The following is a 17,223-nucleotide window of genomic DNA, read 5'->3' on the forward strand; positions in this document are numbered from 1 at the left end:
CAGCAGTAAGAGGCGTCACCCGAGCACCTCGTCGAGGGCCGTCCACTCCAGCCCGTGCGCCTGCGCGACCGGGCGGCTGGTGAGACGGCCCTCGTGCGTGTTCAGGCCCAGCGCGAGCGCGGGGTCGGCGCGCATCGCCCGCTGCCAGCCCTGGTCGGCGATGGCCAGCGCGTACGGCAGCGTCACGTTCGTCAGCGCGAACGTCGAGGTGTGCGGCACCGCCCCCGGCATGTTGGCCACGCAGTAGAAGACCGAGTCGTGCACCCGGTAGGTGGGCTCCTCGTGCGTGGTCGGCCGCGAGTCCTCGAAGCAGCCGCCCTGGTCGATGGAGACGTCGACCAGCACCGAGCCCGGCTTCATCCGGCTCACCAGGTCGTTGCTCACCAGCTTCGGCGCCTTCGCGCCCGGCACCAGCACCGCGCCGATGACCAGGTCGGCCTCCAGCACGGCCCGCTCGATCTCGAACGTGTTGGACGCCACGGTCTGGCAGTGCCCCTGGTAGATGAGGTCGGCCTGGCGCAGCTTGTCGATGTTCTTGTCGAGCAGCAGCACCTCGGCCTGCATGCCGAGGGCGACGGCGGCGGCGTTCATGCCGGACACCCCGGCGCCGATCACCACGACGTGCGCCGCGTGCACGCCCGGCACGCCGCCCATCAGCACGCCCCTGCCGCCCGACGAGCGCATCAGGTGGTAGGCGCCGACCTGCGCGGCCAGCCGTCCCGCCACCTCCGACATGGGCGCGAGCAGCGGCAGCGCGCCGCCCGGCACCTGCACGGTCTCGTACGCGATGGCGGTGCACCCCGACTCGAGCAGCGCCCGCGTGCAGCCGCGCGAGGCCGCCAGATGCAGGTACGTGAACAGCACCTGCCCCTTGCGCAGCCGGTGGTACTCCTCGGGCTCCGGCTCCTTGACCTTCATCACCAGGTCGGCCTCGCCCCACAGCTCGTCGGCCTCGGGCACCAGGACGGCGCCCGCCGCGGTGTACTGCTCGTCGGGAACGGCGGACCCGGCACCCGCGTCGCGCTCCACGAACACCTGGTGCCCGTGGCGGACGAGCTCGTGCACCCCGGCCGGGGTCAGCGCCACTCGATACTCGCTGTTCTTGACCTCTCGCGGCACTCCGACCTTCATCGCGCAACTCTTTCGCTGAACGTGCGATCCTGCCCCCATTCTTGCTCCCTTCCCCCGGTTCGATGTGGAACATCCGCTTGATTACCCCGGTGTGGCTTCCTCTCGATAGGCTCACCGGCAGCCCGACCCGTCAGAATGGGCCGTCAGGATGGGAACGTCATCGATGGACAAGCCGGAAGAGCCGCCGATCGCGGATCCGGGGGAGCCGAAGGCCAGCAGACTCACCACCATCGTGCTGATCGTGTCGCTCGTCCTCGTCGTGCTCGTCGCGGGCGTGCTCGGCACGGTCGCCGTCCTGATGACGCGAAACCCTGACACGCCGCTGTTAGGCGGCAAGCCGCCGCAGCATCTCGCGGTGCCGATCCACTTCGCGCCCGTCACCGAGACCAAGCCCGCGCCCTGCCCGGGCGACCCGGCCGTGCTCGACAGCGCCCAGACCACCTGCTACCTCCTCGAAGACGGCATCACCGTGCAGTCGGTGCAGCGCATCGAGCCGCTGCGCGAGCGCGACGGCCAATACTCCGTCCGCATCGCGGTCGCGCCGGCGTTCAAGGAGCGGCTGATGGAGCTGGTCGACGAGCTGGCGCTCGACCAGCGGCAGGTGGCGATCGTGCTGGCGCCCGAGCAGGCCGACCAGCCCAAGACGGTGCTGGCCGCGCCCGTCGTCACCCAGCCGATGGAGGGCGACAGCGTCAGCATCGCGGGCTTCACCAAGGAGGACGCCGAGTCGCTGGTGGCCCGCATGCTCGGCGGCTCCCCGACCGGCGCCCCCACGGACCAGCCGACCCAGGGGCCGACCCAGGGGCCGACCCAGCAGCAGACGCCGCCCGGGACGCAGCAGACGCCGCCCGGCACCGGCCAGACCCAGCCCGGCACGAACCAGACGCAACCGGGTCAGACCCAGACCGGTACGGGCCAGACGCAGCCCGGCGCCCAGCGGACGGGCGTCTCGGGCCGGGTCCCCGACAAGCGCTTCCCGAGCTGCAAGGAGGCCGTGGCGGCCGGCTACGGCCCCTACCACAAGGGCCGCCACGAGGAGTACGCCTGGTACACCGACCTCGACGGCAACGGCGTGGCCTGCAACAGCGCCGACATCCGCTAGGCGAACAGCTCCTGCAGCCAGTCGATGGCGAAGTAGGCGAAGAAGACCAGCGAGACGATCCAGAGCAGCACCGGGATCTCGGAGAAGCGCCCCCTGACGGCCTTGATGAGCGTGTAGACGATCACGCCTGCCCCCACGCCGTTGGTGATCGAGTACGTGAACGGCATCAGCGCGATGGTCAGGAACGCCGGCACGGCCAGCTCCAGGTCGTCCCAGGGCACGTTCCTGCTCTGCGTCATCATGAGCGCGCCGACCAGCACCAGCGCGGGCGCGGCGGCAGCGGCGGGCACCACGCCGGCGAGCGGCGTGAACAGCAGCGTCAGCCCCATCAGCGCGCCGGTCACCACGCTGGCGAGCCCGGTACGCGCCCCCTCGCCGACGCCGGCCGCCGACTCGACGAAGACGGTGTTGGCCGAGGAGCTGACCGTGCCGCCCACCACGCCGGCCACGCCGTCCACGGTGAGGATGCGGCCCAGCCTGGGCACCCGGCCCTTGTCGTCCACCATCCCGGCCTCGTCGCTGACGCCGATGATCGTGCCCATCGCGTCGAAGAACCCCGACAGCACCAGCGTGAACAGCACGACCGTGGCCGTCAGCGCACCGGCGGTGGCGAACCCGCCGAACAGGTCGAACCGCCCGACCAATCCGAAGTCGGGCGCGGCGATCAGGGACTCGGGCAGGTGCGGGGTGACCACGCCCCACGCGCCCGGCTCGACCGTGGCCGTCTCGTTGACGATGATCGCGAGCAGCGCGGTGATCGCGATGCTGATGAGGATGGCGGCGGGGACCCTGCGCACGTACAGCAGGATCATCAGCAGCAGGCCGAAGCTGAACACCGCGACGGGCCAGCCCGTGAGGTGGCCTGTCGCGCCGAGCTGCACGGGCGTGCCGGAGCCCGGCGCGACGAAACCGGCGTCCACGAGCCCGATGAGCGCGATGAACAGCCCGATCCCCACGCTGATCGCGTGCTTGAGCGCCAGCGGGATCGCGTTCATGATCAGCGTACGCAGCCCCGTCACGGCCAGCACGATGATGACGACGCCTTCGAGCACCACCAGACCCATGGCCTCGGGCCAGGTCATGCGCGGGGCGGCCTGGTAGGCGACCACGGCGTTGAGCCCGAGCCCGGCCGCGAGCCCGAACGGCGCGTTGCCGACGAACGCCATCAGCAGCGTCGAGATCGCGGCGGCCAGGGCCGTGGAGGTGGTCAGCTCCACGATCGACAGCCGGGCACCGGTGACGTCCCTCGCGCCGGCCAGGATGATCGGGTTGAGCAGGATGATGTAGGCCATCGCCATGAACGTGGTCAGACCACCACGCACCTCGCGGCCGACGGTGCTCCCCCGCCCGGTCAGCTCGAAGAACCTGTCGAGCACCGGCACCACTCCCTCGTGATCGACGGGGGAGTGCCCGGTTGCTACCCAGCGGCGGGTGAGATCACGCCTTCTCGTGGCGGCCGTGACCGACCAGCGCGACGAACTCCTCCAGCTTGATGGAGCCGTCGCCGTCGCTGTCGGCGGCGGAGATGAACGCCTCGATCTCGCTCTCGGAGGCGCCCTGCCCGCCCAGCGCCTCGTTGGCCTTCCTGATCTCCTCGGCGGTCAGCAGGCCGTCGCCGTCGGTGTCGAAGCGTCGGAACTCAGCCTCGGCCGCCTCGCGCGCGCTTGCCATGAAATGCCCCCTAGTCGTGCCGTCATTCGGACAAGGCGATATCTTCCGGCCTGATGGGAACGCGAGTCAACCGAAGCCCCGTGGCCGCTCTGACGGCGGCGGCGACGGCCGGGGTGGAGGAGAGCGTGGGCGGCTCGCCGGCGCCGCGCAGCCCGTACGGGGCCGCCGGGTCGGCATTTTCCAGGATCTCCAGCTTCATGGGCGGCATGTCGAGGATCGTGGGAATGAGGTAGTCGGTGAACGACGGGTTCAGCACCCGCCCGTCGCGCACCTGGATCTCCTCCATCAGCGCCAGCCCGAGTCCCTGAGCCGTGCCGCCGTGGATCTGGCCCTCCAGCGCCTGCGGGTTCATGATCCGCCCGACGTCCTGCACCGCGGCCAGCTCGACCACCTTGGCCAGGCCCAGCTCGACGTCCACGTCCACGACCGCCCGGTGCACGCACAGCGCGAGCTGCGTGTGCGAGTCGCCCTGCCCGGTGACCGGGTCCAGCGGGTACGTCGGCCGGTGCCGGTACTCCCGCGTCTCCTCGACCGGCCCGAACCGCTCAAGCGCCTCCTTCGCCGGCAGCCCCTGGAACCGCTCGCGCACGGCCTGGCAGGCGGCCCTGACCGCGCCGCCCGTCACGTACGACTGCCGCGACGCCGACGACGAGCCCGCGGAACCGACCGAGGTGTCGGCCGTGGCCACGGTGACGTTCGCGACCCCCAGTTCGGTCCGCGCGATCTGCGCCTGCACGGTCACCAGGCCCTGACCCACCTCGGCCGCCGCCGTGTGCACGGTGACGTGCGGCTCGCCGCCGACCAGCTCGGCCCGCACCCGCGCGGTCGAGTAGTCGTCGAAGCCCTCGGAGAAGCAGATGTTCTTGATGCCCACGCCGTAGCCGACGCCGCGCCGCACGGACTCGCCGTGCGTGGTCTGCGAGACGCCGCCGGGCAGTGACCGCAGGTCGGCGTCCGTACGCTCCGGCGGCAGCGGCATCGACTCCAGCCGCTTCAGCATGTCCGCCAGCGGGGCCGGCGCGTCGATCACCTGCCCGGTCGCCAGCCGCGAGCCCTGGGAGACCGCGTTGCGCGTCCTGATCTCGACCGGCGACAGCCCGCACGCCTGCGCGAGCAGGTCCATCTGCGACTCGTAGGCGTAGCACGCCTGCACCGCGCCGAAGCCGCGCATCGCGCCGCACGGCGGATTGTTGGTGTAGACGCCGGTGGCGTCGACGTGCACGTTCGGCACCTCGTACGGCCCCACCCCCAGCGACGCCGCGTTGCCCACCACCGCGGGCGAGGACGAGCAGTACGCGCCGCCGTCCAGCAGGATGTCCGCCTTGACGTAGACCAGCCGGCCGTCGCGGGTGGCGCCGTGCTCGTAGCGCATCCGCGCCGGATGGCGGTGCACGTGGCCGAAGAACGACTCCTCGCGGCCGTAGGAGATCTTGACCGGGCGGTTCAGCCGCAGGGCCAGCATGCAGGCGTGGATCTGCATCGACAGGTCCTCGCGGGCCCCGAACGCGCCGCCGACCCCGGACAGCGTCAGCCGTACCTTCTCCGGCGGCAGGCCCAGGCAGGGCGCGAGCTGGTCGCGGTCCACGTGCAGCCACTGGGTGGCGATGAACAGGTCGACGCCGCCGTCCTCGGCCGGCACCGCGAGACCCGCCTCGGGGCCCAGGAACGCCTGGTCCTGCATGCCGACCTCGTACTCGCCGCGGACCACGACCTCCGCCTCGAACGTGTCGCCGCGGCGTACCGGCTGGTGGCGGACGAACCGCCGCGACTCGCGCGGGTCGGTCACCGCGCGGCGGATCTCGTAGACGACCTCGATCGCCGCCGCCGCCCTGCGCGCCGTCTCCGGATGGTCGGCCGCCACCAGCGCCACCGGCTCGCCCTGGTAGCGGACCTCGTCGACGGCCAGCACCGGCTGGTCCTTGTGCTCCAGCCCGAAGTACTTCTCGCCCGGCACGTCCTCGTGCGTCAGCACCGCGCGCACGCCCGGCATCCGCAGCGCGGGGCCCACGTCGATCGAGCGGATCCACGCCGACGGGTGCGGGCTGCGCAGCGTCGCGCCCCACACCATGCCCTCCAGCCACAGGTCGGAGGCGTAGGCGAACTCGCCGGTCACCTTCAGCGTGGCATCGGGCCGCCGCGCGCTCGCGCCGATCCCGTGCAGGATCGCGCCGGCCCTCTCGTCAGCCGTCTGCGTCATCCTCCGAGTAGAGCACCGGCCGCCCGGCCCCTCCTATGCGCACGACGTGAAATGTCGGTCAGCGGTTGTCCTGCCCGCCTTGTACATTCCTACAGGTGCGCCTCTCCGACCTGCTGGCCATCGAGGACCTGCGCCTGACCCTGCTCACCGGCGACCCCGCCCGGGAGTTCGCCGGCGTGTACGTCACCGACCTGCCCGAGCCAGGCCGCTACCTGGCCGGCGGCGAGCTCGTGCTGACCGGGCTGACCTGGTGGCGCGAGCCGGGCGACTCCGCCCGGTTCGTCGCGGCGCTGGCCGAGTCGGGCGTCGCCGCGCTGGGCGCCGGGCAGGCGCTGCTCGGCCACGTGCCGGGCGACCTGGTCGCCGCCTGTGAGCGGGCCGGGCTGCCGCTGCTTGAGGTGCCCGTCGAGGTGTCGTTCCGCACGCTGGCCGAGCTGGCGGCGCGCCGGCAGGCCGGCGACGCGCGCGACGCGCTCGGCCGGCACCGCAGGCTCGTCGCCGCCCTCGCCGAGGGCGCCGGGCTGGCCGAGCTGTTCGAGCTGACCGCCGCCGAGCTGGGCGTCACCGGCGCCGTCCTGTCCGCGTCGGGCGAGGTCGTGGTGGGCGTCGCCGACGATCCCGTGGGCCTGGCCACGACGTACCTGACCGCGCCACGGCTGCCCGTCCTGGCGGGGAAGCACACGATCTTCGCCGTCGGACGCGGGCACCGCGCCGCCGGCTGGGCGCTGGCCTGCGACGGCGACCTGATGGACCGGGCCGACGTCGGCTACGAGCTGGCCGCCTGCGTCGGGCTCGAGCGCAGCCGCGTCGAGGAGGGCCGCCGCGTCGAGCGCCGCCTGGCCGAGCAGCTCATCGTCGCCGCGCTGGCGGGCGCCGACCCGGCCGAGCTCAACGCCAGGCTGCGGACCTGCGGGATCGGGGCGTCGGAGCAGTACGCGGTGGTCAACGCCGTCGCCGTCAGGCCCGGCGCCACCCGCGGCCCCGACCCCGCCACCCTCGGCGGCCGGATCGTGGAAGAGCTGCTCGGCCGCGAGATCGTCGCCGCGGCCGGCGCCGACGGCGCGGTCGCCGTCGTGCCCCTGCGCGAGGGCAGTACCGGGGGCGGGAGCGGAACCGGCAGCGGCACCGGCAGCGGGGGCGGCACCGGCACCGGCAGCGGCAGCGGGGGCGGCACCGGCAGCGGAACCGGCAGCGGCAGCGGCACTGCCGAGCTGGCCGCCCGTTTGCGCGCCGGGGCCGAGGTGGTGGCCGCGCTGCCGGACACCCGCCTGTGCGTCGGCCTCAGCGGCGCCCTGACCGGCGCCGCCGCCGTCAAGGGCGGCGTCGAGGAGGCAGGGCACGCCCGCCGCCTGGCCGAGGACCGCGCCGGCGGCGTCGTCACCAGCGACGAGATCTACACGCACGCGCTGCTGCTCGCCACCGTGCCCTCCGACGTGCGCCGCTCCTTCTCCCGCCGGCTGCTGTCGCCGCTGCTCGACTACGACCGCAGGCACCAGTCCGACCTGGTACGCACGCTCGGCGTCTTCCTCGACCGGGCCGGCTCGTGGAACTCCTGCGCCGAGCAGCTCCACGTGCACGTCAACACCGTGCGCTACCGCGTACGCAGGATCGAGGAGCTGACCGGCCGCGACCTGTCCACGATGGCCGACCGCGTGGACTTCTTCCTGGCGCTCAGAGACACCGCGCCACCGCTGTGAGTCAGTGACCGCGGCGACGCGTGCGGGCCGGGCACTGCACTGACGCGGCCTCGTCGCGCTCGGCGATCGCCCGTTCGAGCCAGTACGAGCTGCCCGCCCGCTCGGCCGCCGCCACCGCCTCCGCGCTGCGCCGCACGGCCTCGCCGAGCTGCCCCAGCAGGCGGTGCACCCGCGTCAGGTGCACCAGGCACGCCATCTCCGTCGTCCTCGACGTGCTCCTCGCCGGCTCCAGCGTCTCGCTGAGCACCGAGAACGCCGTGTCGAGCCGCCCCATGTCGATCAGCGCCCTGCCCTGCCACACCGCGAACTCGACGCGGCTGTGCGGGTCGCCCGCCCGCTCCGCCATCGCCGCGCCCTCCTCCAGCACGCCCGCGGCCTCGTCGAACCGCCCCAGCTCCAGGTAGGCCCGCCCGGCCACCAGCAGCGCGTAGCGCTCGCCGACGTCCGAGCCGATCTCGCGGGCGATCGCGCGCTGCGCCAGCGCGTGGTCCAGCGCCTCCCCGAAGCGCTCCCACTTCAGCAGCGTGGAGGACAGGTTGCCGTGCGCCCGCTGCTCGTTGAAGCGGTCGCCGAGCCGCTTGGCGAGTGCCAGGTGCCGCTCGTTGTGCGTGACGGAGGCCGGGTCGCCCTTGAAGTAGAGGCCCGTCGCCAGGTGCGCGTGGCCGTGCATCGCGATGACCTCGTCCTGGAGCCGCTCGCCGGTGGCGACCAGCCGCTCGCCCGTCGCGACGAGGTGTCTCACCCGGTACGACTTCTGCTGGTACCACCACAGCGCCGCGCCGATCGCAGCGCCCGCCCGCGCCACGCCGTCGTCGGGGTCCGCCATGGCCTGGAACGCGGCGGCCAGCAGCGTGGCCTCCTCCGTACGCAGCCAGTCGTCCGCCTCCGCCGCGTCCCGGAACGAACGCCCGGTCGCCTCGACCGGCGGATACAGGCAGTGGACGCGGTGCGGGTCGCTGGTCCGCGCGGCCGCCCTGACCGACTCGGTGTAGAAGCCGAACGCCCGCAGCAGCGGCGCCGTCCGCTCGCCCGCGGGCAGCAGGTCGCTCGCGAACAGCCGGACCAGGTCGTGCGGGTGGTAGCGGCCCGGCTCCCCGGCCTCCAGCAGGTGGGCGTCGCACAGGCGCTCAAGCGCCCGCTCCACGTCGGTCTCCGGGTCGGTCTCCGGGTCGGTCTCCGGGTCGGTCTCCGGGTCGGTTCCCGAGCCTCCCGACAGCGCCGCGGCCGCCTCCAGGGTGATGTCGGGCACGTGCAGGAGACCCAGCAGGGCCAGCAGCCGGGCCGCCGCCGCGTCGATCTCGCGGGCGCTGCCGCTGAGCGCCGTCCAGCTGGCCGCCAGGCTCGACCGTACGGCCAGCTCGCCCGCCTCCAGCTCCCGCAGCCTGCGCCGTTCGTCGGTGAGCCGCTCCGTCAGCGCCCCCACGCTCCAGTCGGGACGGTCGGCCAGCCGGGCCCCCGCGATGCGCAGCGCCAGCGGGAACCCGTCACACAGCCGGACCAGCCTGCCGGTCTGGCCGAGGTCGGCGGCCACCCGGTCGGCGCCCGCCAGCTCGGCCAGCATGGCCGTGGCCTCCGCGTCCGGCAGCGGGCCCAGGCGCACCTGCGCGCGGTCGGCGCCGGTCACCAGGGACTCCCGGCTCGTGACCAGGACCGTGGTGCCGGGCGGCGCCGCGGTGAACGGCCTGACCTGCGCGAGCCCGGCGGCGTCGTCGAGGAGCACGAGCAGCCGGCGGCCGTGCAGCGCGCTGCGCAGCAGGGCGGCGGCCTCGTCCTCGTCGGCGGGCACCGCGTTGTCGGGCGTGCCCAGGCCGCGCAGCAGCCGGCTCAGCACCTCGTACGCGGAGGGGCGCGGCACGTTCGGCGTACCGCCGCGCAGGTTGACGTAGAGCTGGCCGTCGGGGAAGCGGTGGCGTACGGCGTGGGCGACCCGTACCGCCAGCGTCGACTTGCCGACCCCCGGCGCCCCGCAGATCACCACGAACGGATGCGGCGCCTCATCACCCGACGGATCCAGCAAGGACGTGAGCCGCACGATCTCCCGCGTCCGCCCCACGAACCCCGCCAGCGCCCGGGGAAGCTGCCGCGGCACGAACCCCTCACGCGAAGGAGAGGACGCCTGCGCATCGGTCTCACGCGGGGGAGCGGCTTCGTGCTCGCCGGTCTCGCGTGGGGGAGAGGCCCCCTCCGCGCTGCCCTGCGCGCCGGTCTCGTTCCGGGGAGAGGCGGGCTGCGCGCCGGGCCGCTCGTGTCGGGGGCGGGTGGGGTGCGGCTGGCCGCGGTCCCTACGCGGGGGGCCCTGCGCGGGCGTCCGGCCGCCGTCCGGCGCAGGAGGCTCCTCGGGGGGCGTCAGGGCGAGCCCGTGGGCGCGGCGCAGGCCCTCGCCGGGGTCGGCGCCCAGTTCATCGGCCAGGACGCGCCTGGCCTCCTCGAAGACCTGCAGCGCCTCCGCCTGGCGGCCGGACGCGTGCAGGGCCAGCATGAGCAGCTCGCGGGGGCGTTCGCGCAGAGGGTGGCGGCGGGTCAGGTCGTGCAACGCGGCCAGCGCGTCCTCGGGGCGGCCGAGCCCGGTCAGGACCTCGGCCCTGGCCTCGACGGCGAGCACGTGGAGCTCGCCGAGCCTGGCCCGCTCACCGTCCGCGAACGGCCCTGGAACCCCGCTGAGCGCGGGCCCGCGCCATAACGCGAGCGCCTCGTCGAGGGTGCGTAACGCGGCCGGCAGGTCGCCGGACCCGTGGGCCTGGTCCGCCGCCTCCAGGCGGGCGGCGAAGAGATGCACGTCGGTCCGCAGGGGATCGAGCCGTAGGAGGTAACCGCCCGGCGCCTTGACGACCGTACGGGGCGGCTCACGCCGGCCGCGGCCCGGCTCGAAGGCACGCCGCAGCCCGGCGACGTAGGTGTAGACGCTCTGCTGGGCACTGAGGGGCGGATCGTCGCCCCAGAGGCCCTCGATGAGCTGCGGAAGGGTCACCACCCGGCCGGAACGCGTCGCGAGCATCGCCGCGATCGCCTGCTGGAGCGGCGGGCCCAGATCGAGCGGCATGTCGTCGCGCACCCCCACCACCGGCCCCAGCAGACCTAAGACCAGGCCGGATGCCGGAGGAGCACGGTGATCGTCGGAGGGAGGCACGGGGGGATGCACGGGGGAAGCCTCATCGCGATGCCGGGAGGGGGGAGGGCCCACGTGGCGTGTAGCTGGAATGTAGATGCGGCCGGTAGCTTGTCAACCGGCCGTCTCTGGTGTGTATTGATTCACGTGGGCCCCTGATCAGTGACTCAGGCGGTGACGCGCGACCGGCGGGTGACGGGACCACACGAGTCCGACACCAGCGTTACGAGCGTGCCCGCACGACGACCGGGCCAGGCGTGTGCGGTGCCTGCCCGAAAAAGTCGTGCGCTGCCCGAGCGTTCTGCTTCGACCGCCTGCTTCGACGCCGTCGTGACGTCAGCAGCAGCCGACGTCGGCGGTCGCGCTCGTGATGGAGTTCGTGAGGGAAGACGTAGAGGCACTCGCGGTCGTAACATTACCTGCAAGGGCTACCGCGGCGCCGATCGCGACGGCCAGGACTGACAGGGCAATGCGCTTACGCATGGGGGTTCTCCCTCGCCTATGTGGGTTGCTCGGACTTCATCTTCTCAGGGAGTGGCAGCTGTGACCACATCGGACCTAGTCGGACTCCGTATCAAGACGGTTAGGCGGCAACGCGGCCTTTCTCAGGCTCAGCTGGCACATCCCGAGTTGTCGGACAGTTACGTCTCGTTGATCGAGAGCGGCAAGCGTACTCCCACCCCTGCGGTCTTGGAGCTGCTGGCCACGAAACTGGACTGCTCGCTGTCCTACCTGATCAACGGTGTCACCGCCGAGCAGATGGAGGACATCGAGCTGGCCCTCGGCTACGCGCGGCTGGCACTCGAGAACGGCGAGGTCGCCGAGGCCCGCACGCGTTTCGCGGAACTCCTGGGAAACAGTAACTTGGCAGGTTTGACATCGCTTCGTCAAGAAGCCGAGTTCGGCCTGGCGCTGGCCACGGAGGCCGCGGGAGACCTCGACGAGGCGATCGCGATCATGCTGCGGCTCCGCGAGGAGGAGCTGCCCTCCGAGCGCGCCCTCGAGGTGGCCGTCGCGCTGTGCCGGGCCTACCGCGAGAGCGAGCAGCTGCACCTCGCCGTCGAGGTGGGCGAGCAGCTGCTGATCGGCAACGCCCGCGAGCCCTGGACCGACCAGCGGGTCGAGCTGGCCGCCACCCTGCTCATGGCCTACTACGAGCGCGGCGACATGCTGCGCGCCAGGCAGTTCGCCGCCGAGCTGCTCAACGCCGCCGACGCGCTGGGCACCCCGCGCTCCATCGTGGCGGCCAACTGGAACGCCGCCATCGTCGCCCGCGCCACCGGCCACCACGACGAGGCGGTCGCGTTCATCGAGCGGGCCCTGGCCGTCCAGCTCGAGCACGGGCAGCCGCGCAACACCGCGCGCATGCGCCTGCAGGCCGCCCGCACCCGGCTGCGCACCGGCGCCCAGGAACCGGCGAGCGTCCGCAACCTGCTGCGCTCGGCGATCGAAGAGTTCGAGCAGACCTCGACCAGCACCATCGACCAGGCCACCCTCTACCTCGAGCTGGCCTGCGCCGAATACATGAGCAACGACCTCGACGACGCCGCCCGCCACGCCGTGGCCTGCCGCAACCTGCTGCCCCAATACGGCCACGTGGCAGGCGCCGAGGCCAACCTGCTGCTCGGCCGCATCCACGGCGCCGCTGGCAAGACGGAGGAGGGCCGCGAGCACGCCGCCGCCGTCGAGCGGTGGCTGCAGCCGCTGCCCGACACCCGCCGCTCGGCCTCCCACTGGTACGCCACGGCCGAGACGATGGAGCAGCTCGGCGACACCGACGGCGCGATCGACGCCTACCAGCGGGCGCTGGCCTGCGCCGGCCTCTGAGGCCGTTGCCGTCGCATCCCGTCCCCATCCCCGGCCTGTCCCTAAGGCCGGGGATGAGCCGGAAAGTGACAGGGCGGGCGAATTGTAGACCCGAGTTCGAGGAGCGGGGTCCGGACCGGGCGGGGGCGTCGGTAGCCTGGGGGTTGCCATGAACAGATCCCCGCTCGCGGCCCTCACCGCGATTCTCGCCGCCGCCCTGTTCGTGTTCGGCACCGCCACCCCCGCGCTGGCGCACGACACGCTCAAGAGCAGCAGCCCAGCCAAGAACGCCGAGGTGGAGTCCCTCGACGAGATCAGGCTCGAGTTCAGCGCCAAGGTGCGGCTGCCGTTCGTCATCGTCCGCGGCGACGGCGACGCCCAGCATCAGAGCGGCAAGCCCGAGGTCGACGGCGCCGTGGTGACGCAGGCGGTCAAGGGGCCGCTGCCCGACGGGAAGTACACGATCGCCTATCGCGTCGTGTCGTCGGACGGGCACCCGATCGAGGGGGAGATCCCGTTCCGGGTGAAGGGCGCGGAAAAGGCCGCTCCCAGCGCCGAGCCGTCCGACGCCGCGTCCGACGCCGCGTCCGACGCCGCGACGGAGGGTGCAGATGAGACGCCCGCGCCCGCCGAGACCGCGGCCTCGCCACCGCCTGAGCAGTCATCCGAGCAGCCGGCGGCGGCGCCCAGCGGCGACGCCACGATCGAGGCCGACACGGCCGCGGCCGAGCAGGACGCCACGTTCCCCGTCTGGCTGATCGTCGTCATCGGCGCGCTCGTCGGCATCGGCATCGGCTTCCTGCTCAGCGCGCGGAGAAAGCAGCCATGACCCGATCGGTGCGCCTCGCGCTCGTGAGCACGGTGGCCGCCGTCGCCGCCCTGGTCATCGGCATGATCGCGGGCGGCAGGGCGTTCCCCAGGATCATCCCAGGGCTGCCCGACTCCGGCGCGGTCGTCCGGTGGGGGCTGCCGATCTCGAAGCTGCTCATGGACGCCGCCGGCGTCGTCACCGTCGGCCTGCTGCTCATGGCCGCCCTGCTGCTGCCCAACGACAAGGGCGTGCTCGGCAAGAGCGCGGTCGACTACGTCAAGGCCAGCTCGTGGGCGGCGCTGACGTGGGCCGGGGCGGCGTTCCTCGCGATCCTGTTCGGCGCGGCCGAGACCATCGGCCGCACCCTGCCCCAGGTCCTCGACCGCGTGATCCTCACCAGCTACGCCACCCAGACCACGCAGGGCGTCGCGCTGACGCTCGTGGTGCTGTTCGGGGTGGCCATCGCGCTGTTCTCGCGCGGCGCGATCACCGCGGGCGCGGCGGCGGGGCTGCTGGTGTTCGCGCTGGTGACGATGCTGCCCGCGCCGCTGACCGGCCACACCTCCTCCTCGCCCAACCACGACCTCGCCACCTCGTCGGTCGCGCTGCACCTGCTCTCGCTCGCCCTGTGGGTGGGCGGGCTCGGCGTGCTCGCGCTGCACGCGCTGCGCAAGCAGCCGCAGCTGGAGCTCGCGGCCGAGCGCTTCTCCCGGCTGGCGCTGTTCTGCTACGCGGGCGTGGGGCTGTCCGGCGTGTTCGCCCTGGTCGCCCGCCTCGGCGCGGTCTCCGACCTGTGGACCACCGAGTACGGCCTGCTCGCCCTGGCCAAGGTCGTGGCCTTCGTGCTGCTCGGCTACGTCGGCTACTGGCACCGCCAGCGCACGCTGACCGACCTCAAGGCGGGCAAGCCCCGGGCGTTCACCCGGCTGGCCGGCGGCGAGACCGTGCTCATGTTCGCCACCATCGGCGTGGCCGTGGCGCTGTCGCGGACGCCGCCGCCCGACTTCAGCATCCCGGCCGACCGGGCGTACGAGCTGCTCGGCTTCCCCATGCCGCCCGCCCTCACGCTGGGCAACGTGTTCACCCTGTGGTGGTTCGACCTGTTCTTCGCCGTGGTGGCCGCCGTGCTGGCCGGCCTTTACGCGCTCGGCGTGATCCGCCTGCGGCGGCGCGGCGACACCTGGTCGTGGGGGCGCACCGCCTCCTGGTACGTCGGCGTCGCCCTGCTGGTGTTCTCCACCCAGAGCGGACTGGCCCGCTACGCCAAGGTCATGTTCGACATCCACATGATCGAGCACATGACGCTGTCGATGGTGGTGCCGATCTTCCTGGTCCTCGGCGGGCCCGTCACGCTGGCCCTGCGCGCGCTCAAGCCGGCCGCCAGGAGGGGCGACAGGGGGCCGCGCGAGTGGATCACGACGATCCTGCACAGCCGGTTCACCAAGGTCATCACGCATCCCGTGGTCGCCACGGCGATCTTCGTCGCGTCCACGTACGCGCTCTACTTCACGCCGCTGTTCGAGTCGGCCATGAACGAGCACCTCGGCCACATCTGGATGACCCTGCACTTCCTGCTCAGCGGCGCGCTGTTCTTCTGGGTGATCATCGGCGTCGACCCGGGCCCCAACCGGCTGCCGCACGTCGGGCGGCTGCTGATGCTGTTCGTCACCATGCCGTTCCACGCCTTCTTCGGCATCGCGCTGATGATGATGGGCACCGTGATCGCATCCGGCTGGTACGAGCAGCTCGGCCGCACCTGGGGCGACACCCTGCTGCAGACCCAGCGCGACGGCGGCGCCATCGCGTGGGGCTTCGGCGAGATCCCGACGCTCATCGTGCTGCTGGCCATCGCCGTGCAGTGGTACCAGGACGACGACCGCCAGGCCCGCCGCGCCGATCGCAGGGCCGACCGCGCCGGCGCGGGCGATCCCGAGCTCGACTCCTACAACGCCTACCTCGCCCGCCTCAACCGCGCCGACAGGGCCGACAGGGCCGACAGGGCCGACAAGGGCGAATAGGGGCTCTGGCCTCGGGTGCGTAGCCGATCGGACATGGCCTTCTACCTTCCCACTACAAGCCCATCGACCGGCGGGTAGCCTTTCTCCCAGGGGAGACGGGTATAACCCCGTCAGGCAGCGTGCGTGGCCTTGAGGGGGGATGCGCACCGCGTTGACGGGAGCGCCGGAGTGGGGACCGGCGTGTGGCCCGGGGTGCCGAGAAAGGCGATGACCATTGTCGGAAGAGACACGGATGCGCGGGGGGCAGAGCCTGGCCGAGGCGCTGGAGAGCTGCCTCGCCGAGTGGTCGGAGCGCACCGGGATCGCAGTGGAGACCTGGGCGCTGCCGGCGACCGACGTGGCGTCAGGCGTCTCCAGCTGCGTCATGGCCACCTTGCGTGAGGCGCTGTCCAACGTCGAGCGGCACAGCAGGGCTCGCACGGTGTCCATCGCCGTGACGGTGGGCAGGAGCGGGCTGCGCATGACCGTCAGCGACGACGGGCAGGGCTTCATCGCGTCGGGGTCCGGGGGCGGCATCGCCCGTATGCGGGCGGCGTTCGCCGAGGCCGGGGGGAGCCTGTCGGTCAACAGCGTGCTCGGCGAGGGCACCACGGTGTCCGGCGTGGTGCCGGCTCCGCGCCCCTGACGGCCCCGCCCGCTCAGGACCAAGGCCTCGCTGAGGCCGCCTGCCCCGACGAGGCGGCCGATCCTGCGCTCCCGCCTGCCGGCCCGGATGAGGGGCGGCCGATCCTGCCCCGCCTGCCAGGCTCCGACGGCCTTGTCGAGGCGGCCGATCCTGTGGTGGCCCGCCCCCGTGACCGGGGCGGGTCAGGGCAGGGTGAGGATCTCGCTGCCGGTGTCGGTGACCACGATCGTGTGCTCGAACTGGGCCGTGCGCTTGCGGTCCTTCGTCACCGCCGTCCACTTGTCGGGCCAGATCTCGTATTCGATCGTGCCCAGCGTCAGCATCGGCTCGATGGTGAACGTCATGCCCGGCACCAGTTCCACCCGCAGCGACGGGTCGTCGTAGTGGGGCACCATGAGGCCGGAGTGGAAGGTGGCGCCGATGCCGTGGCCGGTGAAGTCGCGCACCACGCCGTAGCCGAAGCGCTTGGCGTACGCCTCGATGACGCGGCCCACCACGTTGAGCTGGCGGCCCGGCGCGACGGCCTTGATGGCCCGCATCATCGACTCGCGGGTGCGCTCGACCAGCAGCCGCGACTCCTCGTCGACCTCTCCGACCAGGAACGTCGCGTCGGTGTCGCCGTGGACGCCGCCGATGTAGGCGGTGATGTCGACGTTGACGATGTCGCCGTCCCGCAGCACGGTGTCGTCGGGGATGCCGTGGCAGATGACCTCGTTGATCGAGGTGCACAGCGACTTCGGATAGCCCTTGTAGCCCAGCGTGCTGGGGTAGGCGCCGTGGTCGAGGAGGAACTCGTGGCCGATCCTGTCGAGCTCGTCGGTGGTGACGCCCGGCCGGACGTGTCTGCCGACCTCCTCGAGAGCCTGGCCGGCGATCCTGCCCGCCACGCGCATCCGCTCGATGATCTCGGGGGTCTTCACGTCGGACTCGCCGGTCTTGGGGCGCTTCTTGCCGACGTACTCCGGCCGCTCGATGTGGGCGGGAACCTTTCGCATGGGCGAAACTCGCCCTGGCTGGAGCAGTGTCGTCATGAAACACGAGTCTACGGGGCAGAATTGA

The 17,223-nt window shown here is 72.5% G+C and carries 12 protein-coding genes; 6 read left to right on the forward strand and 6 right to left on the reverse strand.

Annotation, left to right across the window (positions count from 1 at the left end; translation table 11 throughout):
- Positions 1-15: 15 nt before the first annotated feature.
- Positions 16-1,131 carry an alanine dehydrogenase gene (gene ald, locus AB0K18_RS01355; RefSeq protein ID WP_364908186.1) on the reverse strand — a complete coding sequence of 372 codons (1,116 nt, stop codon included), beginning with the start codon at positions 1,129-1,131 and terminating at the stop codon, positions 16-18.
- 163 nt (positions 1,132-1,294) lie between these two features.
- Between ald and AB0K18_RS01360 the strand changes: the two genes are divergently transcribed.
- Positions 1,295-2,233 carry an excalibur calcium-binding domain-containing protein gene (locus tag AB0K18_RS01360; RefSeq protein ID WP_364908189.1) on the forward strand — a complete coding sequence of 313 codons (939 nt, stop codon included), beginning with the start codon at positions 1,295-1,297 and terminating at the stop codon, positions 2,231-2,233.
- On the opposite strand, the gene AB0K18_RS01365 is transcribed toward AB0K18_RS01360, so the two are convergent.
- From AB0K18_RS01365 to AB0K18_RS01375, 3 genes are all read right to left on the reverse strand, one after another.
- Entirely contained in the window at positions 2,230-3,609 is a 1,380-nt protein-coding gene (locus tag AB0K18_RS01365; protein ID WP_364908191.1) for an NCS2 family permease, read from the reverse strand. The two genes, AB0K18_RS01360 and AB0K18_RS01365, sit on opposite strands and share 4 nt — an antisense overlap.
- Before the next feature lie 61 nt (positions 3,610-3,670).
- A complete protein-coding gene (locus tag AB0K18_RS01370) occupies positions 3,671-3,904 on the reverse strand; it encodes an EF-hand domain-containing protein (RefSeq protein ID WP_364908194.1) in 234 nt (77 codons plus the stop codon).
- A gap of 22 nt (positions 3,905-3,926) precedes the next feature.
- Positions 3,927-6,101, reverse strand: a complete 2,175-nt coding sequence (locus AB0K18_RS01375) for a molybdopterin cofactor-binding domain-containing protein (protein WP_364908197.1) — start codon at positions 6,099-6,101, stop codon at positions 3,927-3,929.
- Positions 6,102-6,196: 95 nt separating this feature from the next.
- On the opposite strand from AB0K18_RS01375, the gene AB0K18_RS01380 reads away from it, so the two are divergent.
- Complete coding sequence (locus tag AB0K18_RS01380; RefSeq protein ID WP_364908200.1) at positions 6,197-7,798, forward strand: helix-turn-helix domain-containing protein; 1,602 nt, start codon at positions 6,197-6,199, stop codon at positions 7,796-7,798.
- 1 nt (position 7,799) lies between these two features.
- Here AB0K18_RS01380 and AB0K18_RS01385 read toward each other — a convergent pair whose 3' ends face one another.
- A complete protein-coding gene (locus AB0K18_RS01385; RefSeq protein WP_364908203.1) occupies positions 7,800-10,838 on the reverse strand; it encodes a BTAD domain-containing putative transcriptional regulator in 3,039 nt (1,012 codons plus the stop codon).
- A 567-nt stretch (positions 10,839-11,405) separates the two neighbouring features.
- Here AB0K18_RS01385 and AB0K18_RS01390 point away from each other — a divergent pair.
- The 4 genes from AB0K18_RS01390 (at position 11,406) to AB0K18_RS01405 (ending at position 16,164) form a co-directional block, all read left to right on the forward strand.
- The gene (locus AB0K18_RS01390; RefSeq protein WP_364908206.1) at positions 11,406-12,731 is read left to right on the forward strand and encodes a helix-turn-helix transcriptional regulator; all 1,326 of its coding nucleotides are present in this window, start codon (positions 11,406-11,408) and stop codon (positions 12,729-12,731) included.
- Positions 12,732-12,879: 148 nt separating this feature from the next.
- Positions 12,880-13,539 carry a copper resistance CopC family protein gene (locus AB0K18_RS01395; RefSeq protein ID WP_364908209.1) on the forward strand — a complete coding sequence of 220 codons (660 nt, stop codon included), beginning with the start codon at positions 12,880-12,882 and terminating at the stop codon, positions 13,537-13,539.
- Positions 13,536-15,539, forward strand: coding sequence for a cytochrome c oxidase assembly protein (locus AB0K18_RS01400; RefSeq protein WP_364908211.1), 2,004 nt, complete (start codon positions 13,536-13,538; stop codon positions 15,537-15,539). Before AB0K18_RS01395 ends, AB0K18_RS01400 begins: the two co-directional genes overlap by 4 nt.
- A gap of 232 nt (positions 15,540-15,771) precedes the next feature.
- Positions 15,772-16,164 carry an ATP-binding protein gene (locus tag AB0K18_RS01405; RefSeq protein WP_364908214.1) on the forward strand — a complete coding sequence of 131 codons (393 nt, stop codon included), beginning with the start codon at positions 15,772-15,774 and terminating at the stop codon, positions 16,162-16,164.
- A gap of 182 nt (positions 16,165-16,346) precedes the next feature.
- On the opposite strand, the gene map is transcribed toward AB0K18_RS01405, so the two are convergent.
- Positions 16,347-17,195, reverse strand: coding sequence for a type I methionyl aminopeptidase (gene map, locus AB0K18_RS01410; protein WP_364908217.1), 849 nt, complete (start codon positions 17,193-17,195; stop codon positions 16,347-16,349).
- Positions 17,196-17,223: the final 28 nt, after the last annotated feature.

Source organism: Nonomuraea sp. NPDC049421 (assembly GCF_040677005.1).
Classification (GTDB): domain Bacteria; phylum Actinomycetota; class Actinomycetes; order Streptosporangiales; family Streptosporangiaceae; genus Nonomuraea; species Nonomuraea salmonea.